Source organism: Thermovibrio guaymasensis, assembly GCF_003633715.1.
Lineage (GTDB): Bacteria > Aquificota > Aquificia > Desulfurobacteriales > Desulfurobacteriaceae > Thermovibrio > Thermovibrio guaymasensis.
Map to the genome: position 1 here is coordinate 58,254 of NZ_RBIE01000004.1, position 22,387 is coordinate 80,640.

Annotated in this window: 31 protein-coding genes and 1 tRNA gene; 9 read left to right on the forward strand and 23 right to left on the reverse strand. The window is 44.2% G+C overall.

The genetic code is table 11. The annotated features are described in order from the left end of the window. Positions 1 to 2 precede the first annotated feature (2 nt). From C7457_RS07710 to C7457_RS07740, 7 genes are all read right to left on the reverse strand, one after another. Positions 3 to 530 (reverse strand): YlxR family protein, encoded by a 528-nt coding sequence (locus C7457_RS07710; protein WP_121171719.1) that lies wholly within the window; start codon positions 528 to 530, stop codon positions 3 to 5. After that, positions 530 to 1,669 (reverse strand): transcription termination factor NusA, encoded by a 1,140-nt coding sequence (gene nusA, locus C7457_RS07715; protein ID WP_121171721.1) that lies wholly within the window; start codon positions 1,667 to 1,669, stop codon positions 530 to 532. The genes C7457_RS07710 and nusA overlap by 1 nt, the downstream gene beginning before the upstream one ends. 20 nt (positions 1,670 to 1,689) lie before the next feature. After that, positions 1,690 to 2,175 (reverse strand): ribosome maturation factor RimP, encoded by a 486-nt coding sequence (locus C7457_RS07720; RefSeq protein WP_121171723.1) that lies wholly within the window; start codon positions 2,173 to 2,175, stop codon positions 1,690 to 1,692. A gap of 145 nt (positions 2,176 to 2,320) precedes the next feature. Next, positions 2,321 to 2,782, reverse strand: coding sequence for an SsrA-binding protein SmpB (gene smpB / locus C7457_RS07725; RefSeq protein ID WP_121171725.1), 462 nt, complete (start codon positions 2,780 to 2,782; stop codon positions 2,321 to 2,323). Continuing rightward, the gene (locus tag C7457_RS07730) at positions 2,755 to 3,774 is read right to left on the reverse strand and encodes a 30S ribosomal protein S1 (protein ID WP_121171727.1); all 1,020 of its coding nucleotides are present in this window, start codon (positions 3,772 to 3,774) and stop codon (positions 2,755 to 2,757) included. Before C7457_RS07730 ends, smpB begins: the two co-directional genes overlap by 28 nt. Then, on the reverse strand, positions 3,734 to 4,621 hold the full coding sequence (ispH, locus tag C7457_RS07735; protein ID WP_121171729.1) for a 4-hydroxy-3-methylbut-2-enyl diphosphate reductase: 888 nt from the start codon (positions 4,619 to 4,621) through the stop codon (positions 3,734 to 3,736). The genes C7457_RS07730 and ispH overlap by 41 nt, the downstream gene beginning before the upstream one ends. After that, entirely contained in the window at positions 4,611 to 5,258 is a 648-nt protein-coding gene (locus C7457_RS07740; protein WP_121171731.1) for a lysophospholipid acyltransferase family protein, read from the reverse strand. Before C7457_RS07740 ends, ispH begins: the two co-directional genes overlap by 11 nt. Positions 5,259 to 5,301: 43 nt before the next feature. Here C7457_RS07740 and rsmH point away from each other — a divergent pair, with 43 nt between their 5' ends. Continuing rightward, positions 5,302 to 6,186, forward strand: a complete 885-nt coding sequence (gene rsmH / locus C7457_RS07745) for a 16S rRNA (cytosine(1402)-N(4))-methyltransferase RsmH (protein WP_121171732.1) — start codon at positions 5,302 to 5,304, stop codon at positions 6,184 to 6,186. 7 nt (positions 6,187 to 6,193) lie between these two features. Here rsmH and C7457_RS08975 read toward each other — a convergent pair whose 3' ends face one another. Both C7457_RS08975 and C7457_RS07750 read right to left on the reverse strand, forming a co-directional pair. After that, positions 6,194 to 6,316: a hypothetical protein gene (locus tag C7457_RS08975; RefSeq protein WP_274540976.1), complete on the reverse strand. Its 123-nt coding sequence runs from the start codon at positions 6,314 to 6,316 to the stop codon at positions 6,194 to 6,196. A 2-nt stretch (positions 6,317 to 6,318) separates the two neighbouring features. Next, complete coding sequence (locus C7457_RS07750; protein WP_121171734.1) at positions 6,319 to 7,572, reverse strand: glutamate-5-semialdehyde dehydrogenase; 1,254 nt, start codon at positions 7,570 to 7,572, stop codon at positions 6,319 to 6,321. Positions 7,573 to 7,629: 57 nt separating this feature from the next. Here C7457_RS07750 and C7457_RS07755 point away from each other — a divergent pair, with 57 nt between their 5' ends. From C7457_RS07755 to C7457_RS07775, 5 genes are read left to right on the forward strand one after another with little or no spacing between them, the layout of a single operon-like run. Then, positions 7,630 to 8,370 carry a YiaD family glycine zipper/OmpA-like lipoprotein gene (locus tag C7457_RS07755; protein WP_121171736.1) on the forward strand — a complete coding sequence of 247 codons (741 nt, stop codon included), beginning with the start codon at positions 7,630 to 7,632 and terminating at the stop codon, positions 8,368 to 8,370. Between the two features lie 37 nt (positions 8,371 to 8,407). Next, a complete protein-coding gene (gene miaB, locus C7457_RS07760) occupies positions 8,408 to 9,730 on the forward strand; it encodes a tRNA (N6-isopentenyl adenosine(37)-C2)-methylthiotransferase MiaB (RefSeq protein ID WP_121171738.1) in 1,323 nt (440 codons plus the stop codon). Beyond that, positions 9,723 to 10,208, forward strand: a complete 486-nt coding sequence (locus C7457_RS07765; RefSeq protein WP_121171740.1) for a bifunctional nuclease family protein — start codon at positions 9,723 to 9,725, stop codon at positions 10,206 to 10,208. The genes miaB and C7457_RS07765 overlap by 8 nt, the downstream gene beginning before the upstream one ends. After that, a complete protein-coding gene (locus tag C7457_RS07770; protein ID WP_121171741.1) occupies positions 10,192 to 11,052 on the forward strand; it encodes a tRNA (5-methylaminomethyl-2-thiouridine)(34)-methyltransferase MnmD in 861 nt (286 codons plus the stop codon). The genes C7457_RS07765 and C7457_RS07770 overlap by 17 nt, the downstream gene beginning before the upstream one ends. Before the next feature lie 54 nt (positions 11,053 to 11,106). Then, the gene (locus C7457_RS07775) at positions 11,107 to 11,616 is read left to right on the forward strand and encodes a BCAM0308 family protein (RefSeq protein WP_121171743.1); all 510 of its coding nucleotides are present in this window, start codon (positions 11,107 to 11,109) and stop codon (positions 11,614 to 11,616) included. 31 nt (positions 11,617 to 11,647) lie between these two features. Here the strand turns inward: C7457_RS07775 and atpE are convergent, their stop codons facing one another. From atpE to C7457_RS07820, 10 genes are read right to left on the reverse strand one after another with little or no spacing between them, the layout of a single operon-like run. Next, positions 11,648 to 11,989, reverse strand: coding sequence for an ATP synthase F0 subunit C (atpE, locus tag C7457_RS07780; protein WP_121171745.1), 342 nt, complete (start codon positions 11,987 to 11,989; stop codon positions 11,648 to 11,650). A gap of 28 nt (positions 11,990 to 12,017) precedes the next feature. After that, the gene (gene atpB, locus C7457_RS07785; RefSeq protein WP_121171747.1) at positions 12,018 to 12,692 is read right to left on the reverse strand and encodes a F0F1 ATP synthase subunit A; all 675 of its coding nucleotides are present in this window, start codon (positions 12,690 to 12,692) and stop codon (positions 12,018 to 12,020) included. Continuing rightward, a complete protein-coding gene (locus C7457_RS07790) occupies positions 12,674 to 13,060 on the reverse strand; it encodes a hypothetical protein (protein ID WP_121171749.1) in 387 nt (128 codons plus the stop codon). Before C7457_RS07790 ends, atpB begins: the two co-directional genes overlap by 19 nt. After that, complete coding sequence (locus C7457_RS07795) at positions 13,057 to 13,266, reverse strand: AtpZ/AtpI family protein (RefSeq protein WP_121171751.1); 210 nt, start codon at positions 13,264 to 13,266, stop codon at positions 13,057 to 13,059. The genes C7457_RS07790 and C7457_RS07795 overlap by 4 nt, the downstream gene beginning before the upstream one ends. Continuing rightward, the gene (gene hemL, locus C7457_RS07800; protein ID WP_121171753.1) at positions 13,266 to 14,567 is read right to left on the reverse strand and encodes a glutamate-1-semialdehyde 2,1-aminomutase; all 1,302 of its coding nucleotides are present in this window, start codon (positions 14,565 to 14,567) and stop codon (positions 13,266 to 13,268) included. The genes C7457_RS07795 and hemL overlap by 1 nt, the downstream gene beginning before the upstream one ends. Positions 14,568 to 14,584: 17 nt before the next feature. Further along, positions 14,585 to 15,169 (reverse strand): imidazoleglycerol-phosphate dehydratase HisB, encoded by a 585-nt coding sequence (hisB, locus tag C7457_RS07805; RefSeq protein ID WP_121171755.1) that lies wholly within the window; start codon positions 15,167 to 15,169, stop codon positions 14,585 to 14,587. Positions 15,170 to 15,171: 2 nt separating this feature from the next. Then, on the reverse strand, positions 15,172 to 16,248 hold the full coding sequence (gene pheA / locus C7457_RS07810) for a prephenate dehydratase (RefSeq protein WP_121171756.1): 1,077 nt from the start codon (positions 16,246 to 16,248) through the stop codon (positions 15,172 to 15,174). Beyond that, on the reverse strand, positions 16,214 to 16,336 hold the full coding sequence (locus C7457_RS08980; protein ID WP_274540977.1) for a hypothetical protein: 123 nt from the start codon (positions 16,334 to 16,336) through the stop codon (positions 16,214 to 16,216). Before C7457_RS08980 ends, pheA begins: the two co-directional genes overlap by 35 nt. Positions 16,337 to 16,345: 9 nt before the next feature. Continuing rightward, the gene (locus C7457_RS07815; protein WP_121171757.1) at positions 16,346 to 17,932 is read right to left on the reverse strand and encodes an HD-GYP domain-containing protein; all 1,587 of its coding nucleotides are present in this window, start codon (positions 17,930 to 17,932) and stop codon (positions 16,346 to 16,348) included. Next, positions 17,910 to 18,422 (reverse strand): ferritin-like domain-containing protein, encoded by a 513-nt coding sequence (locus C7457_RS07820; protein WP_121171758.1) that lies wholly within the window; start codon positions 18,420 to 18,422, stop codon positions 17,910 to 17,912. Before C7457_RS07820 ends, C7457_RS07815 begins: the two co-directional genes overlap by 23 nt. 77 nt (positions 18,423 to 18,499) lie before the next feature. Here C7457_RS07820 and C7457_RS07825 point away from each other — a divergent pair, with 77 nt between their 5' ends. Beyond that, positions 18,500 to 18,688, forward strand: coding sequence for an FmdB family zinc ribbon protein (locus C7457_RS07825; RefSeq protein WP_121171759.1), 189 nt, complete (start codon positions 18,500 to 18,502; stop codon positions 18,686 to 18,688). A 5-nt stretch (positions 18,689 to 18,693) separates the two neighbouring features. Here the strand turns inward: C7457_RS07825 and C7457_RS07830 are convergent, their stop codons facing one another. The 4 genes from C7457_RS07830 to C7457_RS07845 all read right to left on the reverse strand — a co-directional run bounded on the left by C7457_RS07830 (position 18,694) and on the right by C7457_RS07845 (position 21,803). Then, on the reverse strand, positions 18,694 to 18,945 hold the full coding sequence (locus C7457_RS07830) for a hypothetical protein (RefSeq protein ID WP_121171760.1): 252 nt from the start codon (positions 18,943 to 18,945) through the stop codon (positions 18,694 to 18,696). Next, the gene (gene trmD / locus C7457_RS07835) at positions 18,932 to 19,690 is read right to left on the reverse strand and encodes a tRNA (guanosine(37)-N1)-methyltransferase TrmD (RefSeq protein WP_121171761.1); all 759 of its coding nucleotides are present in this window, start codon (positions 19,688 to 19,690) and stop codon (positions 18,932 to 18,934) included. Before trmD ends, C7457_RS07830 begins: the two co-directional genes overlap by 14 nt. Further along, positions 19,687 to 20,256 (reverse strand): ribosome maturation factor RimM, encoded by a 570-nt coding sequence (rimM, locus tag C7457_RS07840; RefSeq protein ID WP_121171762.1) that lies wholly within the window; start codon positions 20,254 to 20,256, stop codon positions 19,687 to 19,689. Before rimM ends, trmD begins: the two co-directional genes overlap by 4 nt. Before the next feature lie 170 nt (positions 20,257 to 20,426). After that, positions 20,427 to 21,803, reverse strand: a complete 1,377-nt coding sequence (locus tag C7457_RS07845; protein ID WP_170137390.1) for an alginate export family protein — start codon at positions 21,801 to 21,803, stop codon at positions 20,427 to 20,429. Positions 21,804 to 22,026: 223 nt separating this feature from the next. On the opposite strand from C7457_RS07845, the gene C7457_RS07850 reads away from it, so the two are divergent. Together C7457_RS07850 and C7457_RS07855 are read left to right on the forward strand one after the other, a co-directional pair. Beyond that, positions 22,027 to 22,103 (forward strand) — tRNA-Thr (locus C7457_RS07850). 108 nt (positions 22,104 to 22,211) lie between these two features. After that, positions 22,212 to 22,387, forward strand: a 176-nt coding sequence (locus tag C7457_RS07855) for a GTP-binding protein (RefSeq protein ID WP_245939619.1), incomplete at its 3' end; no start/stop codon positions are given.

A 22,387-nucleotide genomic window follows, 5' to 3' on the forward strand; every position in this document is an offset into this window, starting at 1 on the left:
TATCATTTTGATAGTAAAGATTTAAGTTTTCTAACGTTCTCGTAGACTTTTCTTCCAAGGCCTACTCTTTCTACAAAGAGAGCTCCTACCCTCCTCTCTCTCCTTAAGGCGTTCCCAATCTCTTCGCTGTTGAAAACGTCTTCAAGGGTGAGCCACTCTTCTCTTTTAAGCCTTTCCTTAGTCTTAGGGCTTAGGTCCTCTGCAAGGATTAAAGTTCCTTCACAGCTTCTAAGTTTTTTTATCTCATCCTGGCCAATTACCGTTATGCCGGTTTTGTGGGAGAGGGAAATCAGGTGAAGGATGTAGTCCTTTAAGGCCTTAACTGTTCTTTCGTATATTTCGTCAGGGTTCTTCCTTCCTCTAAACTTCCTCTTTATGAAGTCTTTAATACACTTGTAAGTCGGGCAGACGTTGTAGCCCCTTCCCGGTAGTTTCCTCGTTAGGTCGGGAAGGAGCTCCCCCTCAAACTCAACGAACCTGATGAATTCCTCAGTTTCATCCCTTCTCTTACACCCGGCGCAGGCCCTCATTACTCCTCATCCTCAAATCCTTCTTCCAGCTCTTCCAACTTCCTGTAGTCGCTCTCTTTTATTATGTCTATACCTACTACCTGGCCTGCCTGGGCTGCTAGTTTTGAGGCAAGCCTTGCATTTACTCCCCTCTTTCCTATTGCAAGGGACAGCTGGTCGTCGGGAACAACTACCTCTACCCTGAGGTCTCCGTTTTCGTCCTCGTAGCTCTCAGCGTGGACTACTTTTGCAGGAGAGAGGGCTTCTGCTACGAGCTTTGCAACGTCGTCGTGCCACCTTATTATCTCTATTTTCTCCCCTGATAGTTCTTTTGAGATGGGAAGGATCCTACTTCCCTTTACTCCAATGCACGCTCCTACAGGGTCTATGTAGTCCTCTTTAGCATCAACTGCTACTTTAGCTCTCACTCCCGGTTCCCTTGCAACAGCCTTTATCTCAACTAATCCCTCTGCAACCTCAGGAATTTCAATCTCCATTAACCTCTTAAGGAGTTTAGGGTGGGTCCTTGAAAGAATTACGTAGGGAGGTGGGTAATCATCTACTCTTGAGGGCTTTTTCCTGTTGTACCTTCTGTAGTCAAAAACGACGTCGTAGATGTAGGCCCTTACCCTATCACCGATTTTATACTTTTCCTTTGGTATCTGTTCCTCTTTAGGGAGGATTCCAACAACCCTTCCAAGGTCTACTACTATATCTCCGTTCCTCTTTATCTCCTTAACTGTTCCGGAGATTACGTCTCCTATCTTCTCTTTAAAGTAGTCGTAGAGGGCTTTCCTCTCGGCCTCTGTTATCTTTTCATGGATTACCTGGGCTGCAGCCTTTGCTGCAATCCTACCAAGCTCCTCCGTCTTTATTTCAACCAATACCTTATCTCCGGGCTTTACATCCTGGCCAAAGAGCTCCCTTGCTTCCTCTATAGAGATTTCCGTATCTGGGTCTTTTACCTCTTCTACTACCGTTTTTTCTTGGAATATTCCAAAGTCCTTTCCGTCCTCATCTATCTTAACTACTAAGTTCCCTCTATATCCTGCTTTTTTAGCAGCGTTAATTATTCCAACCTTTACTGCCTCAATTACGTCCTCTTTTGATATGCCCTTTTCTCTGCAAAGGAGCTCTATAGTTTTACCTAAACTTTCCATCTAATTGGCCTCCTTATTTACTAGTCAAAGAGGGAGTCAAGGTCAACCCTAGCGCTCTTTATCTTCTCGTAAGGGATTTCAACCTCTGCATTCCTTGATACATCGTGGAGGGTTACTCCCCTTTCTGAGGTTGAGACTACCTCACCTTTAAAGTTCCTCTGGTTATCAAGGGGTTCTGTAGTCTTAATCTTTACTACAATTCCTCTGTGCTTCTCAAAGTCTTTCTGGTTCTTTAAAGGTCTGTCTAGACCTGGAGAGGAAACCTCAAGGTTGTAGGAGTAAGGAATAATATCCTCAACGTCTAAAACCGTTCCAATCCTCTCGCTGATCCATTGGCAGTCTGAGATTGTAATCCCTCCTTTAGGCCTGTCTGCATATATCCTCAAAACCCAGCCTGCAGGTTCCCTAACAAACTCTATATCAACCAGATCAAAGCCACCTTCTTCAAGGATTGGCTGTAGGAGCTCCTTTACTTTCTCTACTATCTCCTTAGCTCTCTCTTCCATGACCACCTCAAAAGTGGGGTTAAATAAAAAGGAGCGGTTCCGAAGAACCGCTCTAAAGGTAAAGTATGAGTGCGATGAACACAGACAGCTTCTAACCGCCGATTCTAAATTTAAGGCACCTTTGGGAATTTAGCAAACGGAGGGGTTAACGGTAGTACTTCATAGCTTTCTGAGCTTCCCTCTCAAGCTCCCGTCTCTTTATTGCTTCTCTCTTATCGTACTTCTTCTTACCCTTAACTAAGGCTATCTCAACTTTAGCCTTTCCCCTCTTGTTAAAGTATATCCTTAAGGGGACTATTGTTAATCCTTTCTCTGCGACTTTCCCCGCAAGCCTTTTTATTTCCCTCTTGTGAAGGAGGAGCTTTCTCCTCCTTGTAGGTTCGTGGTTAAAGAGGTTCCCATGGGTGTAGGGAGCTATGTATGCGTTAAAGAGGTATGCCTCTCCGTTTTCAATTCTAACGAAGGCATCCCTTATGTTGGCCTTACCTTCCCTTAAAGACTTGACTTCCGTTCCTTTCAGCTCTATTCCAGCCTCATACTTTTCTAGGATCTCGTAGTCAAAGTAAGCCTTCTTGTTCTTTATTTCTGGAGCGTTTCCTCCGGCCATTTCAGAACTACTCTCCTTTTCTCCTTGTCTATTGAGTCAACGATAAATTTATACCTGTAGTTGTACTTTAGCTTTACTCCCTTTGGAAGGCTTTTAGCCGGAAGGTAGCCTGCAACGTCTTGAGGTAGGTATATCCAGTAGCCCTTTTTATCTTCCTTTACTACCTCCCCTTCAACCTCCATCCCCGGCTTTATCAGTTCGTCTATCTTCTCCCATGGGTCGGGTCTAACGTCTTTAAGGGAGAGAACGAGTCTCTCTTTATCCCTCTCTATTTTCTTAATTTTTACTTTTATCCTATCCCCTATCTTTGCAACGTCAAATGGGGTTTTTAGGCCGCTCCATGAGATGTCGCTCTTGTGAACAAGGCCATCAACTCCGTCAACGTCAACGAATATCCCAAAATCAACGATGTTTTTAACCGTTCCTTCTACAATATCCCCTTCCTTTAACCTTTTGAGTGTCTCTTCCCTCTTTTTGGCCCTCTCTTCCTCTAAGAGCTTCCTCCTTGAGATAACTATACTCCTTCTCTTTCTGTCAACTGAGAGGACTTTTGCTTCAATTTCTTTATCAAGCCACTGGTCCGGCTGAGTTACCGGCATTATGTCAACTTGAGACATTGGAAGGAAGACCGTTAAACCCTCTTCAAGTTTGACTTTGTATCCCCCTCTGACTCTCTGTTTTATCCTTCCCCTTACTATTCCCTTCTTCTCTATCTCGTCTGCTAGCCTTTCCCACTCCTTTATGGAACGGGCACAGTTGACAGAAAGGAGGGCGTAACCCTCTTCAGTTTCAGGTTCAACTACGCAGACCTCTATCTTGTCCCCAACTTTTGGTTTATAACCGAGCTCCTTAAGGGGAACTACCCCTTCAGATTTCCAGCCAAAGTCAACGAAAGCTTCCCTGTCTGTAACCTTAACAACGGTTCCAGTTATTACTTCCTGATTAAGCTTTTTAAAGCTTTCCTCCAGTAGTTTGGCAAACTCCCCTTCCACTTAACTCTCCCCCTTTGTAAAGAGTAGATAGGTAATTGACAACTTCATCTATAACCCACTTAGGGGTGGAGGCTCCTGCCGTAATGCCTATTGACTCAGCCTCCCTAAACCACTCTTCTTTTATGTCTTCCTTTGACTCTATGTGGTAACTCCTTGGGTTAACGCTCTTTGATATCTGGTAAAGCTTTGTAGTGTTTGAGCTGTTTTTACCTCCTATTATTAACATAACGTCAACCTTACTTGCCAGCTTCCTGGCCTCTTTCTGCCTTATTGATGTTGCACTACAGATAGTATTATAAACTTTAAGTTCCTTAACCTTTGATGCCAAGGTGGATATTGCTTCTCTAAAGAAGTTTAAGTTAAGGGTCGTTTGGCAAACTACTCCTAGTTTCGCCATTTTTGGAATAGCCTCAACTTCCTCCAGCGTACTGGCTATTAGAGGAGACTTTAAGTGGCCCGCTATTCCTATAACTTCTGGATGGTTAGGGTTTCCCAAGATTAGAACGGGATATCCTTCCTTTTCAAGCTTCATAGCCTTTTCATGAACGTCTTTAACGAAGGGACATGTAGCATCAACTATAGAGGTTCCCTTATTTTTGAGCTCTTTTATTATCCTCGGAGATACCCCATGGGAGCGTATGATTACCGTATCCCCCCTTTTTAAGTTTTCCATGTTATCTATAAACTTCATTCCCAGTCTCTTTAGTCTCTCTATTTCTCTCCTGTTGTGGATGAGTTCCCCTAAACAGTAGGTATTTTTCCCCTTTCTAAGAGTATCTATGGCCATATTAACGGCTCTCTTTACTCCCCAGCAAAAACCTGCACTCTTTGCAACTTTAATTTCCACTTTTGAGCTCCTTTATCCTCTCCATCATAATGTCTACTGCTCTCTGGTAGTTTTCCTTTTTATCATCTAAATCTATGGTGAAGGGTTTGCCAAATGTAACGTTTACCTTAGGGATTCCGCTTATGAGTCTCTCTTTTCCTATTATGGCTTCACTTCCCTCTATCAGACACGGGACTATGGGAGCTCCTGCCTTTATAGCTACCATTCCTGCTCCCCACTTCCCCCTGAGGAACTTTCCTTTTGGAGCTCTCTGTCCCTCTGGGAATATACAGACGAGTTCACCTTTGTTTAAGATTTCCAGTGCAGTTTTAAGGGCCGTTAAGTCCAGCTTTCCCCTCTTTACGGGGAAGGCGTTTCCCCAGTGCTTTATGAGGGAACCGAGAATAGGCGTGTCAAAGAGCTCCGACTTTGCCATGAAGAAAACGGGTCTTTTCTTTACTGCGTAGGCTACGAGGGGAGGATCTAGGTAACTTCTGTGGTTTGCTACAAGTAGGACTTTCCCCTCCTTTGGAATATTTTCCCTTCCCCTTACTTTTAGCCTACAGATGGTTCCAATTAAGCGAGCAACTGTATTTAACCAGACCCAGTAAGCTCTTTTTCTTTTAACCCACGGATATTTTGTAGTAAGGGCATTCATGAACTAATTTTATCAAAAGATATTAACCTATTGGGAGTTAGGTATGAGTGAAATTTACCATCCTCCTGTTCTCCTTGATGAGAGTATCAGTATGTTAAAGGCTAGAGAGGGAGGAATTTTCGTTGATGCTACCTTAGGTGGCGGAGGCCATACGGAGGCGATTTTAAAGGCTAACCCTAAAAATAGGGTAATTGGTATAGATAGGGATGAAGAGGCCATAGAAAGGGCAATTAAAAGGTTAGAGCCTTACGGCGATAGGGTTTCAATCTACCACGCAAACTTCTCTCAGATAGGGGAAGTTCTTGAAGCTGAAGGAATAGGTGAAGTTAACGGAGTGCTTTTTGACCTTGGAGTTTCCCACTTCCACTTAAGGGGAGAGAGGGGCTTTACAGTTTGGAAGGAGCAGCCCCTTGATATGAGGATGGATAGGCGTCAGAAGTTGACTGCAAGGGATGTTGTAAATGAACTTTCTGAGAGGGAGCTTGCAGACGTAATATTTAAGTACGGTCAGGAGCGATTTGCGAGGAAGATAGCAAGGGAGATAGTAAGGAGGAGGAAAGAAAAGCCAATAGAGACTACTACCGAACTTGCTCAGATAGTTGAAGAGGTTATTCCAAAGAAGTTATGGGCTGGAAGGAAGAAACACCCTGCAATAAAGACGTTTCAAGCTATAAGAATCTTTGTAAATAAGGAGTTTGAAGAGATAGAGAAGGGAATCCCTTCTGCTGCAGAGTTTATAAAGTCCGGTGGGAGGATTGTTGTCATAACCTTCCACTCTCTGGAGGATAGGCTGGTTAAGAATATCCTTAGGAGCCTTCAAGGTTTTAAGGTAGTGACTAAAAAGCCGATAGAGCCGAGCCCTGAGGAGGTTAGGGAAAATCCGGCATCAAGGAGCGCAAAGTTAAGGGCTGCTGAGAGGGAGGAGTAACCCTCCCTCACTTTAGCCTTATCTTCAGCATCTTATAGCCCTTTATAAGGATGGCTATGACGGTCCAGGCTATCGTAACTATAAAGAAAAACCAGAAGAAAAAGTTTCCAACGACTGAGCTGTTTATCACCTTTACTCCCTTATCTGACCGTTTCCGAGGATTATGTACTTTGGAATTGTTAAGTCTTCAAGCCCCATAGGACCTCTAACGTGAACTTTATCAGTTGAGATCCCCATCTCCGCTCCAAGGCCAAAGACGTTCCCATCTGTAAACCTAGTTGACGCGTTGACGTAGACGGCTGCTGAGTCTACTCTGTTTAGGAACTTCATGGAGTTTGTGTAGTTTTCGGTAACTATTGCATCGCTGTGGTGAGAACCGTAAGTGTTTATGTGGTCTATAGCCTCATCCAGGGAATCAACGACTCTTACGGCAAGGATTAGGTCTAGGTATTCTGCGTACCAGTCCTCTTCAGTTGCCGGCTTTATGTACTCTGGATCGTAACTCCTTGCCCTTTCATCCCCCCTAAGCTCAACCTTAGCCTTTTTGAAGAGCTCCACCATTTTAGGCATAAAGGCATCTGCAATCTTTGAGTGGACTAGCATTGTCTCCATTGCGTTACAGACTCCCGGCCTTTGAACCTTTGCGTTGAAACAGATGTTCCACGCCTTTTCAAGGTCTGCAAACTCGTCAACGAAGACGTGGCAGACTCCCTTGTAGTGCTTTATTACGGGCATCCTTGCGTTCTCTGAAACGAACCTGATTAGACCTTCCCCGCCCCGTGGTATTACAACGTCAATGTACTGGTCAAGCTTTAGGAGTTCTCTAACTGCTCTTCTGTCTGTTGTATCTATAAACTGGATTGCCTCAGGTGGGTAACCTTCCCTCTCTGCTGCCTCTTTTAATATTTCTACTAAAACCCTGTTTGAGTTTATAGCCTCACTTCCTCCCTTTAGGATAACTGCGTTGGAGCTCTTTATACACAGGGAACCTGCTTCAACTGTTACGTTTGGTCTTGACTCGTAAATGATAGAAACAACCCCAAGAGGAACCCTCATCTTCCCAATTCTTAACCCGTTGGGCCTCGTCCACATCTTTATAACTTCGCCAACAGGGTCTGGAAGGTTTGCAACGTCCTTTAAAACATCAACCATTCCTTTTATTCTCTTCTCGTTAAGGAGGAGCCTGTCAAGCATAGCCTTTGATAGACCTTTTTCCTCTCCAGCGATTAGGTCCTTTCTATTTTCCTTTTCAATGATTTCCCTTTTTTCCTCTATTAGCTTGGCAGCAGTTAAAAGCGTTCTATTTTTTACTTCCGTTGATAGGTCTATGAGAGAGTAGCTTACCTCCTTTGCCCTTTTTGCAACTTCCTCTACGCTAAAACTCATGAAAAACCTCCAATTTGGTTTTAAATTGTAGATTACGAACGCTAAAGGGGGGCGGTTATGAGGAAAATTTTAGCATTACTTACTATAACTAGCTTTTTAACTGTTGGTTGTGCGACGACTCAGAGCTCTCAGAAAACAGGGCCCAGTAAAACTGCAACCGGAGCAGCAATTGGAGCGGTAGCTGGAGGAATATTGGGGGCAGTGACTGGTCCAAAGCATGCAAATAAGGGAAAGAGAGTCCTTCTTGGTGCAGCTGCAGGAGCTCTAATCGGAGGGGCTATCGGTTACATCCTTGACCAGCAGGCCAAGTCTCTCGGTAAGGACCTTGGAGTTCAGCCAATTGATAATACAAACCCTGAAGTAAAACCAACCGAACCTCCAATTACAGAAGCTAAACCTGTTGCTGTAGTTAAGGAGCCCGAAAAGGTAAGAGTTGTGATGAAGGATACAGTCCTGTTTGACTTTAACAGCTACCAGCTTAAGCCTGAAGCGAAGGAGATGTTGAGGAGGGTTGCAAGGACTCTTAACGAAAATCCGGATACTGTTGTAGTCGTTGTAGGTTATACCGACAGTACCGGTTCTTTTAACTACAACGTTAAGCTCTCAGAGAAGAGGGCAGAGGCTGTAAGGAACGAACTTATTTTAAACGGAGTAGACCCATCTAGAGTTGTAACTTTTGGGTGTGGTCCGAAACACCCGATAGCTCCAAACGATACTCCTGAAGGTCGTTTCCTCAACAGGAGGGTTGAGATACTCATATATCCAAAGGGCCAGACAATACCTAATCCCTGCGATTAAAAACTATATTAAAGTAAAACTTTTTAAGTGGAGTTAGATGGGAAAGTACTTCATTAAGACCTTTGGATGTCAAATGAACGTTAACGACTCAGAGAAGATGGCTGGCCTCCTTGAGGGAATGGGCTACGAAAGGGCCGAAAACCCTGAGGAGGCCGATATTATTATCGTTAATACTTGCTCCGTTAGGGCAAAGCCCGACAATAAGGCTTACTCATTTATAGGAAACCTTAAGAGGTTGAAGAAGAAAAAACCTGAGACTATAGTTGCAGTTGCAGGTTGTATTCCACAGAAGGAGAAGGAACACATCTTAAGGTTTCCCCACGTTGACTTGGTCTTTGGAACCTTCAACTTTGTGAAGCTTCCACAGTTCCTTGAGAAGGTTAAGAAGGAAGGGAAGGTAGTAGAAGTTCTAAACTCTAAAATTCCTGAGGAAGATAGAGTTCCCCTAATAGACTCTTCCCTTGAAAATCCCTTTGTGGCCTACGTTACCGTTCAAAGGGGGTGTAACAGGTTCTGTACTTACTGCATCGTTCCATTTACGAGGGGAAGGGAGAGGAGCGTAAAGCCGGAGCTCGTTTTGGAGGAGGTAAGAAGGCTTGCAGAGAGGGGAGTCAAAGAAGTTCACCTCCTAGGTCAGAACGTTGACTTTTACAGGTATGGAAGTACCGACCTGGCAGACCTTTTATACATGGTCTCTGAAGTTCCTGGGATTGAGAGGGTGAGGTTTACAACTTCCCATCCTGCAGGCTTTAGCCGTGAGATAGCTGAGGCTATTAGGGACATTCCAAAGGTGTGTCCTTACGTTCACCTTCCTCCCCAGAGCGGTTCAAACGAAGTTCTTAAGAGGATGAACAGGGGTTATACAAGAGAAGAGTATATTGAAAAAGTAAAGATGCTGAAGGAGATCGTTCCTGAAGTTGCCCTCTCTGGTGACTTCATCGTCGGTTTCCCCGGGGAAACTGAGAAGGACTTTGAGGATACCATCTCCCTAGTTGAGGAGTGCGTTTTTGACCAGGGGTTTGTCTTTGAGTATTCTCCCCGTCCCTTTACTAAGGCTGCTACTTTCCTAGACGATGTCCCTAAGGAAGTAAAGAACAGGAGGTTAAGGGAACTCCAGGACTTAATTAAGAAACAGGCCTTGGAGAGGAACAGGGAGAGGCTTGGGAAAGTTGAAGAGGTCTTGATTGAAGGTTACAGTCCGAAGGGAACGGAGCTCTACGGAAGGACTCCAGATAATAAGCCCGTTGCAGTAACGGGTGGAGAGGACTTAATTGGAAAAACTGTAAAGGTTGAGATAACTGAAGTCTCTCCCTTCTTCCTGAAGGGAAAACCGGTAGAAAAGGAGCAGAGCCATGGTTGAGGTTTCTGTAATTGGAATTACCCAAGATAGGTTCAGCGGTTTACCGATAATTATCCTGGGGAACGAGAAGGAGAGGTTTGCCGTTCCGATATGGATTGGAAACTGGGAGGCAGAGCTCCTTGAAACGGAGCTCCTTGGAGCAGTTCCACCGAGACCTTTCCCTTACGACCTGATAAGGGAGCTCCTTTCCGTTTTCGGCGGAGAGGTTGAGAGGGTTGTGATAAACGACTTTGATAAGGGAATCTACTTTGCAGTGATTGAGGTAAAGAGGCCAGATGGAGAGGTCATAAGGATAGATTCAAGGCCGAGTGATGCAATTAACTTAGCTGTAAGGGTGAACGCTCCCATTTTCGTTGATAGGTCGGTAATTGAGAAGGCTTCCGTTATTCCACTTGATCCCTGTGAAGGTAACGAGTGTCAGGAGCAGTGGGAGAGGTTAATAAGAGAGCTCTTTGAAGGTGATGAGCAAAGTTCTTAAGACGGCTGACGGCTCATCTACTCTCTTTTCACCTTACTTTAAGGAGCCCTACCACTCTGTAACTGCCGGAGCCTTTACAGAGGCTTTAGAGAAGTTCTGTAAACCAGCCAAGGTAAGGGAGAAGGCAAGGAGGGGGAAGGTTAGCCTCTTTGATTCCTGCTTTGGTCTCGGTTATAACACTTTTACCTTTGTTAGTGAGGTAACTTCTGAAAACCCAAGTGCAGAAGTTGAAGTAGTCGGCTACGAGTTTGACATTAAGGTTATAGAGAGTTCCCTCTCCCTCAACTGGGGAAAGCTGGAGAGGTGGAAGGAAGTTTTGAGGGAGCTCTTAAGGAATAAAGCCTGCCAGTTTGGCTTTTTAACCCTCAACTACTTTAGGCCGAAGCTAAGAATAAAGGTATTCATAGGGGAGGGGAGGGAAGTCTTAAAGAGAATTTCTCCAGTTTACGAAGGTTTTGCAGACGCAGTTTTTCACGATCCCTTCTCCCCTAAGGTTAACCCGGAGCTCTGGACTTACGACTTCTTTCTCCTCCTCCGAAGAGTAATTAAGGACGAGGGAATCTTAGCTACCTACTCTGCTTCAACTCCTGTAAGGAAAGCCCTTCACATGGCAGGGTTTGGGGTGGTAGAGGGAGTTGCAGTTGGAAGGAAGTCTAAGTCAACGGTTGCATCTCCCTCTTTTAAAACGGAAGAGAGGCTTTTGAGGAAGTTTGAGCTTCCCGAATCTGTTCCCTACAGAGACCCTACCCTTAATCAACCCCACTGGTTGATTAAAGCCAGACGACAAGGGTGCATAAGACTTTTAAAAACTCCTTACAGGCCGATACCCGTTTACCACCTGTGAAATTGAAAAATAAGCCTTAAATTAAAAGAAGAAGCCCAAAAAGAGGAGGAGAGAATGGGAAGGAACAACTACGTCCCAGCAGGAAGGAAAGAGTACACTTGGGAGAGTGACAACCCTTACTATGAGAAGAAAAAGTACCCTGAGCCGACCGTCTGTGAGGAGTGTGGAGCCGTCTTTAAGGATGGAAGGTGGCAGTGGCCAGAGCAGCTCCCTGAGCCGGTGCCTGCAGATGCCAATAAGGCTCTCTGTCCTGCCTGTAGGAGGAAGAGGGACAGGTACCCTGGAGGCTTTGTCTACCTAAGCGGAAAGTTCTTCCAGGATCACAGGGAAGAGATATTAAACAGGATAAAGAACGTTGTTGATGAGGTTATGGGTTTAAGGCCTCTTCAGAGGATTCTATGGATAGAGGAGAAAGAGGACGGAGTAACAGAGATAGCTACAACCAGTGAGCACCTTGCCCGCCACATTGGAGAGGCTGTTCAAAAGGCCTTTAAGGGTAACTTTGAGGTCAAGTACAACGAAGGGGAGAAATTGGCACGGGTATTCTGGAGTAGAGAGGTTTAAATAAAAAGCCCCGGCTTGCCGGGGCTTTCGTTTAGACGAGTGGGTTAGCGTAAAGGAGAATGAGGGCAATGACAAGACCGTAGATAGCAAGTGCTTCAATGATAGCTAAACCGATAAACATTGTAGTTGTTAGTTTACCAGCCATCTGTGGGTTCCTTGCCATTCCTTCACAGGCACCCCTTACTGCCTGACCCTGTCCAGCACCAGCACCACCAGCAGCAGGGCCGATAGCAAGGCCTGCACCGATTGCTGAAAGACCAAGGATTAGAGCTTTTCCAGACTCAGCTCCTCCCTCTCCTGCCATTGCTGGAAGAGCTCCAACGGCAAGGAGGAAGAGTGTAAAGAGGATGTTCTTGAGATAACTCTTTTTCATCAGTACCTCCCGTCCTGAATTCTTTCTATTAGTATCCAACGTGTTCTTCCTCGTGTTCTTCAATAGCTGTGGCTATGTAGACCACTGTTAGTATGCAGAAAATAAATGTTTGTAGGAAACTGTTTGCAAAGACTATGAACTCTCCAGCTACAGGAACTAGGAAAGGAACGAGCATTAGGGCAACTAGGACTACCATTTCATCACCGAACATGTTTCCAAAGAGACGGAAAGAGAGGGAGAGAATCCTTGAAATGTGGGAGACGACCTCAATTGGGAACATTATAGGAGCCATCCACGGAACCGGACCTGCAAAGTGCTTTATGTAGTTAATGAGACCGTGTTTCTTTATTCCCTCATAGTTGTAAACGAGGAAGGATATTATAGCCAGGGCTAAAGTTGTGTTAAGGTTGGCAGTTGGCTGGGTAAAGCCAGGTATGAGTCCCATTAAGTTTCCGCAGAGGATGAAAACTGCAAGGCCTGAGATTAAGGGGAAGAACTTCCTACCGTAACTTCCCATAGCGTCTTCAAGTGTGTAAACGATGAATGACGTTAAGGCTTCAAATACGTACTGAACCCTATCTGGAAACTTCTTCAAGTTCTTACCGAGGATGTAGGCAAATACGAGAACGACTGCCATCATTAACCAGGTCATAGTTACGTGGTCGGGTATTCCTACTATCTTGATTATGCTTCCGTGTTCCATTTCTCCCACTCCTTCCGGCTTAGTATAACTGCTAAAAAGAGGCCGAAGTTGGCCGTCGCAACCGCCGAAATTATAGCAAAGAAGTCAACTTGAGTAAACAAAGAGATGCCAAAGAGTATAAGGGCTACGGCTAAGAAGCGCCAGAGGAATCCGGAACGAGGAAAGTGCCCCAGAGAGACTAACTGGGGAACTTTCTTTGAGAACCTTGCAAGGAGGAAGAGGTCAAAGGCCATGACCGAATAGCCGACTAGGAAGGAGGAAGTAAAGTTTGAAATTCCCTTTGTAAATAGCAGGGTAAGGGTTGAGATTAAAAAGAGGGATACTTCTGTGACCAGTAATGTCTTAAGGAAAGAGTTAAACTCCTTCATTTTGAAATCTTCTTTAGCTCCCTATAGACGTTCTTAAAGCCTGCGGCCAAACCTATGAAGAACCAGAAAATTGTCAACCAGGGAAAGGTTTTAAATTGTTTATCAAGCCAGTAACCTATTGCAAATCCTATAAAGATGGCCAGGGCAAACTGAACCCCGACCATCATGTAGGAAGTTCTCTCTATGTAGTCTTTTAGCTTTCCCACTACAGGAGCTCCCTAACCTCTTTAAAGGCAACCTCAGCAGCTTTAACAGTTTTCTCAATGTCCTCTTCTGTATGGGCTGTTGATACAAAGGCAACTTCAAACTGGGACGGTGCTAGGTAAATTCCCTCTTTTAGCATTCTCCTGAAGAACTTTGCGTAGGCCTCTGTGTTTGCCGTTAGGGCGTCTTGGTAGTTCTTCACGTCAACCGGAGTAAAGTAGATTATTGAGATACTTTCAATTTGCTTGAAGGATACTTTATCTGAAACCCCCGCCTCTTTAGCGGCTTCCTTTAGGCCCTCTGAGAGCTTCTGTGTTTTTTTCCTTAGTTCTTCGTAGACTCCAGGCTTTTGGAGCTCCTTAAGAGTAGCTATTCCAGCAGCCATTGCAAGGGGGTTTCCAGATAGGGTTCCTGCCTGGTAAACCGGCCCTTCAGGAGCAAGGTGGTCCATTATCTCCTTCTTTCCTCCAAAGGCTCCGACCGGTAATCCTCCGCCGATAATCTTTCCAAAGCAGGATAGGTCAGGAGTCACTCCGAAGTACTCCTGAGCTCCTCCCAGTGAAAGCCTAAACCCTGTAATAACTTCATCAAATATTAGAACTATTCCCTTTTCAGCCGTAATTTCCCTAACTGCCTCAAGGAAGCTAGGTTCTGGAATAATCAGTCCAGCGTTTGCCATAACAGGTTCCATTATTACTGCAGCAACCTCATCTCCAACTTCGTCAATTACTTTTTTTAGGGCGTCAATATCGTTGAAAGGTACAGTAATTGTATGCTTTGCAAAGTCTTCAGGAATTCCAGGGCTTGTTGGAACTCCAAAGGTTGTAAGTCCTGAGCCAGCCTTTACGAGTAAGGCATCAACGTGACCGTGGTAACCTCCTTCAAACTTGATTACCTTGTTCCTTCCCGTATATCCCCTTGCAAGCCTTATGGCAGACATTGTAGCTTCGGTTCCTGAGTTAACCATTCTAACCTTCTCAACTGAAGGAACCAGCTCAACTATCATCTTTGCAAGTTCAACTTCAAGCTCGGTTGGAGCTCCGTAGCTCGTTCCCTTTTCAGCCTGATTCTTTATTACCTCGACGACTTTCGGGTGGGCGTGCCCTAAGATCATAGGTCCCCATGAGCAGACGTAGTCAATGTACTCATTTCCGTCAACGTCCCAGATGTGGCTTCCCTTAGCCCTCTCTATGAACCTGGGAACGTCTCCAACGGACTTAAAAGCCCTTACGGGGCTGTTTACTCCTCCGGGTATGTACTTCTTAGCCTCTTCAAAGAGGGCCTTTGAACGTTCAACTTTCATCTTCCTCTACCTCCTCCTTATAACTTTCCTTTTGTTGATGGAATTCCATTTACTCTGTCATCTATTGCCACTGCAACCCTTAAAGCCCTTGCAACGGCCTTGAAGGTCCCCTCAGCCATGTGGTGGAGGTTTAAACCGTAGTGGCAGTTTATGTGGAGGTTGCACTTGAGAGAGTGGGAGAAGGACTTCCAGAACTCCCTCAAGAGGTCAAACTCTATTCCCATTAAGGTCTTAAACTCTGGAAAACCTCTATAGACGAAGTAGGGGCGTCCGGACAAGTCAATTGCTGCAGAGATTAACGTTTCATCCATTGGAAGAGTGAAAAAGCCGTACCTGTTGATTCCCCTTTTATCTCTCAGGGCCTTTTCTAGGGCAGTTCCAAGGGTTATTCCAACGTCCTCAATTAGGTGATGGTGGTCAACTTCAACGTCTCCAGTTGCAACTACTTCAAGGTCAAAGAGGGAATGGCGGGAAAAGAGCTCCAGCATGTGGGTTAAAAATGGAACGTCTGTTTTTACTGAGTAGTTTCCGCTTCCGTCAAGGTTTATTCTAACGTAAACAGAGGTCTCAGATGTTTTCCTCTCAACAATCCCTTCTCTCATGTCTACTCCTTAAATCCAGCAGGATATGAGCCTAAGACTTTGAAGAAGGAGCAGTTCTCTTCAAGCTCCTTTAGAGCCTTTGCCACCCTATCCTCCTTCCTGTGTCCGTCAAGGTCAACGAAAAATACGTACTCCCAGGGTTTTTTCTTTGTGGGCCTTGATTCAATCTTTGTGAGGTTAACATCGTAAACTGCAAAGGGCTGGAGGGCTTTAAAAAGGGCTCCAGCTCTGTGGCGGGTGCTAAACATTATTGAGGTCTTATCCCTTCCGCTTGGATAGTCTGAGTCCCTCTTTCCGATTATCAGGAAACGGGTAAAGTTCTTCGTTAGCTCCTGAATGTTCTTTGCAAGGATGTTTAGATCGTAAAGTAGTGCTGCAGCTTCACTGGCAACTGCAGCAGAGCCGGGTTCTGAACTAGCAATTTCAGCAGCTTTAGAAGTGCTTGAAACTTCCACTAAATCTGCCTTTGGAAGGTTTTCTGAGAGCCACTTCCTTGCCTGAGCTAGAGCGTGGCGGTGGGAGTAGACTTTTCTTATGTCTGATAGGGAGTTCTCTTTACTCATAAGGTGTAGGTTAACGGGAATAAAGACCTCTCCGCTTATCTTTAAGTCGGTATCAAGGAACATGTCTATCGTGTAGTTGACTATCCCCTCTATTGAGTTCTCAATAGGAACTACTCCGTAATCAACCCTTCCCTTTTCAACTTCATCAAAGACTTCAGTAATTGAGTCCTTAGGCCTTAAGTCTGAAGAAGTTCCAAAGTGTTTGATGGCTGCAAGGTGGGTGAAGGTTGCCTGAGGTCCTAAAAATACAACTCGTGTTGGCTCTTCTAAAGCCCTACAGGCCGAAATTATCTCCCTGAAGATCGCCCTTATACTCTCTGGAGGAAGAGGCCCTTGATTTAGCTCTTCAAGCTTTGAGAGGATCTTTGCCTCCCTTCCGGGTACGTAAAAGGGTAGTCCTTCCTTTTTCTTTATCTGACCTACTTCCTTTGCAAGTTCTGCTCTCCTGTTTAAGAGAGAGAGTATCTCCCTGTCAATCTGGTCAATCTCTTTCCTTAGAGTTTCCAGTCTCTTCATCAAACTCCTCACAGTTACACTCTTTTGGCTTTAGACGGAGGAATACGAAAACAGCAAAGGCTAAGATAACAACTAACGATACAAACATTCAACTATTTTAACTTAATTTATCAGAGTCTGTCTTTTTTGGAAGGAGCTTCTCTATCTCTCTCCAGGCCTTTACGGCTGCTTCAACTACTTCTGGATCGTAAAGGGTTCCTTTATTTTCAACCAGGTGTTTGAGAACCTCCTCAGGAGAGTAACTCTTTTTGTAGGGCCTTTCTGCTGAAAGTGCTTCTATGACGTCTGCTACTGCAATTATCTTTGCAAAGGAGGGTATTTCTTTACACTTAAGCCCTTCCGGGTATCCGCTTCCGTTACACCTTTCGTGGTGGTATAAAACTGCAGGGAGAATATCGTTTAGTAGTTCTATAGGTCTTAAGATTTCATAGCCTATGGTTGAGTGCCTTTTAACCTCTTTATACTCCTTGGGAGTTAACTTACCGCGTTTATCAATTATCTCTTTGTCAACTCCTATTTTTCCGATATCGTGTAGGATTCCAGAAATCTTTAACTTTTCAAGCTCCTCTTCTTTGAGTCCCATTTCTTTCCCGATAAGGACCGAGATCTCAGCAACCCTCTGGCTGTGCCCTTTAGTCCACGGAGATATTGCGTCAATAGCGTTTGCAAGGGCCGTTATTGTCTGTAAAAAGAGTTTTTCTTTCTCTATTCTTTCCCTGAAAGCTAGGAAAATCATGTCAATTATGTTTAGTAGAATACTTAAGAAATGATCAGGGATTTTCCCTTTAAAGCATATAACTATATCTTTGTTGTTAATTAAGGAAACTGAGTGTTTACACTTTTCAATTTTGTTTCCCTTGATAACCTTAACTTCAACCCCCAAAATCTCCTTTAGCTTACTTTCCAAACTCTTGATAAAGGTATTCTCATCCTTTGTCTCTATTAAAAGTTTCAGTAAGTAAGACGTTAAGTTAAGGATTTTCTCATCTATTGAATGTTCTCTTTCAATTTCATCGTACATTTCAAGGAATTTATTTTCTATGATACTGAACTCATCTTTTCCTTTTGGTTTATACTTAGAAAAACCTCCGCCTTGCCAACTATCAAGGAGTTCTATAATTCTGGTAGTTCTCCTTTTTAGGAGGAAGTAGCTAACTAAAAAGGCTATAAAGAGAATGAGGAAGCTGGAAACTTCAACCGCAATGAGTCTTTTCCTTAGAAGTTCAAACTTTCTATGAATCCTTTGGGTTGAGTAAAGGACCTCTACGTAAATGGGTAAAGTTGATGGGATTTTTTTAACTTCTCTGTAAAAGCAAGGGGATTCTAGGAGGTTGTGGTTACAGAGCGGAAGTTCTATAAAAGGGTTCCTTTTAACTTCCAGTATTTTATTTGAAGGTGAGAACTGGTAGAGGGAGACTAAAGCTAAGTCTGGGTCACTCTTCAGTAGTGTGTTAACTGTTGAGAAAACCTCACTGTACTTGTAGTTTTTGAACTCTTGAATGAAGTTTTTTGTTAGGAGCTCCACTTCCGAACGGGTCTTTATCTTAAACTGATAGACGGTCATTCTTTCAAAGTTTTTCAATAGGAAGAAGTGGATAAATAGGAAGACGAAGAGGAGTATGAAAGAGAAGAAAGTGTAGATCTTAAAAAAAATAGAGTCTTTAACCTTTAGGCGATAGGGCATTAATTAACCTCTGAAGTCTTTCCCTGTGAACCATCTCCCTCTTTAGAAAGGGATAGATAACGTCTCTGTAGGAGCTTGATTCTGGTAAGTCTAGTATTTGCTGGTAGAGTTCAATTGCAGCATTTTCACCTGCAATGTCCTCTTTTAGTAGGTGGATTAGCCTCTTTCCCGTTTGAGGAGGCCAAGCTGCAACGGTAGGATTTGCTCCTTCCTTAATTAAAATTCTCGTTAACTCCCTTGCGTGAACAACTTCATCGTTCATGTTTTCAAGGAGAACGGACCAAATTTTCCTCTTTTGAATAATTCCCGAATGGTTAATGTACTGAATAATTGCTCCGTATTCATGGGATATGGCAAGGTTACAGAGGTTTATAAACTGAGACTCACTGCTTATAGAGGAGTGGGCCTCAGAGGGTAAAGTTTTTAAGTTCACAAGGCCTGCTAAAGAGCCTAACATGAATTTTAGGATTTCTCGCCTTTTCTTATCCATATTTGCCCCTTATATTATGAGCTGATTTATATTATATACCGCTTTAAATTCTCAAAATATAGATTTGGAGGAGAGGAATGCCGATTTATGAGTTTAAGTGTAAAGCCTGTGGAAATGAGTTTGAGAAGTTCGTCCTCTCTTACTCCCAGATTAAGGATGTAAAGTGTCCTAAGTGTGGTGGGGAAGTTGAGAAGAAAGTTTCTGCCTGTGCCGTTGGTGGGAGTTCTGGAACTTCTTCAAGTGGAAGCTGTACTTCTTTTGGCTGAGGTATCTAGCGGGCGGGGTTCCCGCCTTCAACGTTTACTTCCTTTCCACAGATTTCAACCTTTCCAAGCTCCCTTAAAATTTCGTCAGGTTTTAACTTCATTCCAAACTCTCTGTCTAAGACTAGAGACAAGTTGATTGCAACTTCAGTCAAAAGTTCCTTTTCTGGGAGTTTAAGGAGCTCTTTACAGGTTTCCTCAGGAACTGGAATTTCTGAAATTAACTCGCCTTCTCTTGAAAAGAACCTAACCTTTTTCACTCCCTTTCTCCTTTTCTATTTTCTTTAAGATCTCAAGTTCCTCTTTAGTTAAGAGGCCTTTTCTCTTCAAATTTTCAATTATTTCTGGCCTCCTTTCAAGGGTTTTCCTTAGACTCTGTTCCTTTCTCCAGCTCTCTATCTTCTTGTGGTGACCGGAGAGTAGTACTTCAGGAACTTTCATTCCCCTAAACTCTGCAGGTCGGGTGTAGTTTGGATAGCCAAGTAATCCCCTATCTGAAAATGAGTCTGCCCTTAAACTCTCTAAGTTCCCTAGAACTCCTGGAATCAGCCTTAAAACTGCGTCCATTATAACCATTGCTGGAAGTTCACCGCCGGTTAGAACGTAGTCACCTATTGAAACTTCCCTGTCAACGAGTGACTTTACCCTTTCATCAACTCCTTCGTAACGGCCACAGATTATCATGAGGCGGGGCTTCTTTGAGAGCTCAACTGCCATCTCCTGATTGAACTTCTCTCCCCACGGTTCGGTTAGCAAAACGTAGGGTTTCTCTCCTTCTTTTGTTAGTTCATCGTAAGCTCTGAAGATAGGTTCAGGTTTTAAAACCATACCTGGACCACCGCCGTAGGGAACGTCGTCAACAACTCTATGTTTGTCCGTTGTAAAGTCTCTAATGTTGTGGACTTTAACTTCAACCTTTCCTGAGGAGATAGCTTTCCCTATAACTCCTTCCTTTAAGAAGCAGTCAAATAGGCCTGGAAGGACTGTTAAAACGTCTATTCTCATTCCATTCCCTCAATTAGGGAAACGACTAGTTTCTTTCCTTTTAGGTCAACTTCCTTGACGAACTCTCCGATGAATGGAACTAGGATAACTTTTCCGTTTTCTTTTTCAATTTCAAGTATGTGGCTTGCAGGCTGTTCAAAGATTCCCTTTACCTTTCCTAATCTCTCTCCTTTCTCGTCGTAAACTTCAAGACCGATTAGGTCTTCGTAGTAGAACTCTCCCTCTTCCAGTGGAGCTCTTTCCTCTTCTTTAATCCAGAGCTCTCCGCCGATTCTCTCCTCAGCCCCTGAGCGGTCCTCAATTCCCTTAAGCTTAAGCAGGTAGATGTCCTTGTAAGGTTTGAGCCCTTCAATGGGGAGCTCCTCCTTCCTTGTTCCTCTGTAAAGGGTAACCTTATCTATGACCTCCATCTGCCTTTCAAATATGTCAGACTCAGATTTAACCTTGAGTTCACCTTTTAGACCGTGAACTCCGACAACTTTACCGATTAGTATTTCTCCTTCATGGCTAAAAGCTTTTCTTTTCCTCCTCTCAAGTATATCCTTTAAACTCCTCTTCCTTTTCACCCTCTTTCCTCCAGTCTCTTTGAGTAGACTTTAATAATTCTCCTTTTAACGATTTCATCACTGAATATATTCCTACAGATTTTCCTTTTCCTTAAGATTAAGATTTGTTTTTGTCCTTTCAAATAAAAAAGGGGGCCGAAGCCCCCTTATCGTTTCTTATAAAACTGACCTTAGAACTTGAGGTCAGCCTGAGCCCAGACGTGGTGCTCTTGCTCGTCGTCTCCCTTGATTGCCTTGAAGGCATCGTCTGGATCAAAGTAGTCATAACCAAGTGAGAGGCAGAGGTTCTTGCTGTACTTGTACTTAAGCTCAAGGTCTGCTTCCCAACCGATGTCGTCACCGAGGTTCTTGTTGTCAGAAAGCCTGATAACGTCCTCAGCAGCTGTGAAGTAGTGGAGGTCAAGTCCTAGAGCTACTTTATCCATTGGCTTAGTATGAATCTTGAAGTAAAGGTCTTTGACTCCTGCAACGCTGTAGCCGTTCACTTGCTGTGAAGCTACGTGAACAAGTCCACCACCGTTAAACTGGTAGAAAGGAGTGTTTGCCCAAACTGTATCAGCGTGGCCGAGCCACTTGTGGGCAGTTGGAAGAACTGACCAGAATGCGTCAATGTCGTTGTCGTTTGGATTGTCATCACCAGAGTAGTAGTCGTATCCGATAAATACGCTTGGAGCCCATGCTACTTGATCAAATTCAGCACCTGCGCCAACGCTGAAGAAGTAACCGCCGAAGTCGGCATTTCCGTAATCGCCAGACTGGTATGCACCTTCAATGTTTACTTTAACTTTTGCAACGTCAAGTTCAAATGCAGGAGTTACACGTCCGTAGATTGTGTTAACGTCAGCATCGGCTCCGAGAGCACTTGATGTTGGGTTAACGTAGATGTCTGTAATTTCGTAAGTTCCACCGATTCCAAACGGCTTAAACTTACCCTGCCATGTAGCTACGTAGAGGTCAATGTCGGGTTCTTTTTCTACGGTTGGCCTGAACCAAGCGTCCTGACTTCCATCATCCTTTAACTTTCCGTAGAAGAATCCGGCAAGTCCGTAGTCTCCAGCTGCGTATCCGACTAAGATACCGTCAATGCTCCTACCACCCTGAGACCATCCAACGGCACCAACTAGCCTTTGATTACCGAGGTTAACTTCTTGGCGACCGAGCTTAACGATTACGTTGTCAATTCCAAATGGATTGGAAAGGAGCATGTAAGCTTCATGCATGTAAACGTTGCTTTTGTCGTTGTCTAGTCCAAGACCTTGTCCACCTTCACCCCATATACCTACAGCTTGAGGTGTAAATACGGCTGTTACGCCATCAGAAAGCTCAGCCTTGATGTTGAGCCTTGCCCTGTAAGTAGCACCAAGCTCAGCACCTTTACCTGTTCCTACTTCTTGAGCCCACCATTCAATCCTTTCTCTTAACTGACCGCCGATTGTTACTTTTGTGCTGCCCATATCCATGTCGGCAGCTTTAGCACTTGGAGCAGCTGGTACTATAAGTGCAGCTGCAAGACCCATTAAGGTCGCTGCTTTCAGCGCTTTTCTCATCGGGACCTCCCCATTTAAAGTTTTTTTCATCTAGAAGCCTTTTAATTGTTTGCCGTTTCAAGTTCAAAATTTAACATCCTTATCTTATAAGTGTCAAGTATTCCTTTGGGCCATAAAGACTTTCATTTGCAACATTGCAAAAGTTTAACCTCAGACTTCATTATAAATTAGGCACTTGCACATTCTATCAAATAAGGCTATATTTCTCCTGCGGAACTTCCGTGCCCACGTGGCTCAGGAGGTTAGAGCGCACCCTTGGTAAGGGTGAGGTCGGCGGTTCAACTCCGCCCGTGGGCACCATTTCCCCTTGAATTTTTCCCCTCCTATGCTAAATTTCCTCTTCAGATTTTTTCCACTTTGCCTTTAAATTTGGAAATTCCTAAAACTTTATCATTTGGAGGAAGCACCATGGCAAAGCAGAAGTTTGAAAGGACGAAGCCCCACAAGAACGTGGGAACAATTGGCCACGTTGACCACGGAAAAACAACTCTCACAGCAGCGATCACCCACTGCCTATCCTTAACAGGAAAGGCCCAAGAAGTATCCTACGACCAAATTGACAAAGCCCCAGAAGAGAGGGAAAG

Coding starts and splice junctions, on each gene's coding strand:
- C7457_RS07710 (WP_121171719.1), bottom strand. CDS start 530: ATGAGGGCCTGCGCCGGGTGTAAGAGAAGGGATGAAACTGAGGAATTC.
- nusA (WP_121171721.1), bottom strand. CDS start 1,669: ATGGAAAGTTTAGGTAAAACTATAGAGCTCCTTTGCAGAGAAAAGGGC.
- C7457_RS07720 (WP_121171723.1), bottom strand. CDS start 2,175: ATGGAAGAGAGAGCTAAGGAGATAGTAGAGAAAGTAAAGGAGCTCCTA.
- smpB (WP_121171725.1), bottom strand. CDS start 2,782: ATGGCCGGAGGAAACGCTCCAGAAATAAAGAACAAGAAGGCTTACTTT.
- C7457_RS07740 (WP_121171731.1), bottom strand. CDS start 5,258: ATGAATGCCCTTACTACAAAATATCCGTGGGTTAAAAGAAAAAGAGCT.
- rsmH (WP_121171732.1), top strand. CDS start 5,302: ATGAGTGAAATTTACCATCCTCCTGTTCTCCTTGATGAGAGTATCAGT.
- C7457_RS07750 (WP_121171734.1), bottom strand. CDS start 7,572: ATGAGTTTTAGCGTAGAGGAAGTTGCAAAAAGGGCAAAGGAGGTAAGC.
- C7457_RS07755 (WP_121171736.1), top strand. CDS start 7,630: ATGAGGAAAATTTTAGCATTACTTACTATAACTAGCTTTTTAACTGTT.
- miaB (WP_121171738.1), top strand. CDS start 8,408: ATGGGAAAGTACTTCATTAAGACCTTTGGATGTCAAATGAACGTTAAC.
- C7457_RS07765 (WP_121171740.1), top strand. CDS start 9,723: ATGGTTGAGGTTTCTGTAATTGGAATTACCCAAGATAGGTTCAGCGGT.
- C7457_RS07770 (WP_121171741.1), top strand. CDS start 10,192: ATGAGCAAAGTTCTTAAGACGGCTGACGGCTCATCTACTCTCTTTTCA.
- C7457_RS07775 (WP_121171743.1), top strand. CDS start 11,107: ATGGGAAGGAACAACTACGTCCCAGCAGGAAGGAAAGAGTACACTTGG.
- atpE (WP_121171745.1), bottom strand. CDS start 11,989: ATGAAAAAGAGTTATCTCAAGAACATCCTCTTTACACTCTTCCTCCTT.
- atpB (WP_121171747.1), bottom strand. CDS start 12,692: ATGGAACACGGAAGCATAATCAAGATAGTAGGAATACCCGACCACGTA.
- C7457_RS07790 (WP_121171749.1), bottom strand. CDS start 13,060: ATGAAGGAGTTTAACTCTTTCCTTAAGACATTACTGGTCACAGAAGTA.
- hemL (WP_121171753.1), bottom strand. CDS start 14,567: ATGAAAGTTGAACGTTCAAAGGCCCTCTTTGAAGAGGCTAAGAAGTAC.
- hisB (WP_121171755.1), bottom strand. CDS start 15,169: ATGAGAGAAGGGATTGTTGAGAGGAAAACATCTGAGACCTCTGTTTAC.
- pheA (WP_121171756.1), bottom strand. CDS start 16,248: ATGAAGAGACTGGAAACTCTAAGGAAAGAGATTGACCAGATTGACAGG.
- C7457_RS08980 (WP_274540977.1), bottom strand. CDS start 16,336: ATGTTTGTATCGTTAGTTGTTATCTTAGCCTTTGCTGTTTTCGTATTC.
- C7457_RS07815 (WP_121171757.1), bottom strand. CDS start 17,932: ATGCCCTATCGCCTAAAGGTTAAAGACTCTATTTTTTTTAAGATCTAC.
- C7457_RS07820 (WP_121171758.1), bottom strand. CDS start 18,422: ATGGATAAGAAAAGGCGAGAAATCCTAAAATTCATGTTAGGCTCTTTA.
- C7457_RS07825 (WP_121171759.1), top strand. CDS start 18,500: ATGCCGATTTATGAGTTTAAGTGTAAAGCCTGTGGAAATGAGTTTGAG.
- trmD (WP_121171761.1), bottom strand. CDS start 19,690: ATGAGAATAGACGTTTTAACAGTCCTTCCAGGCCTATTTGACTGCTTC.
- C7457_RS07845 (WP_170137390.1), bottom strand. CDS start 21,803: ATGAGAAAAGCGCTGAAAGCAGCGACCTTAATGGGTCTTGCAGCTGCA.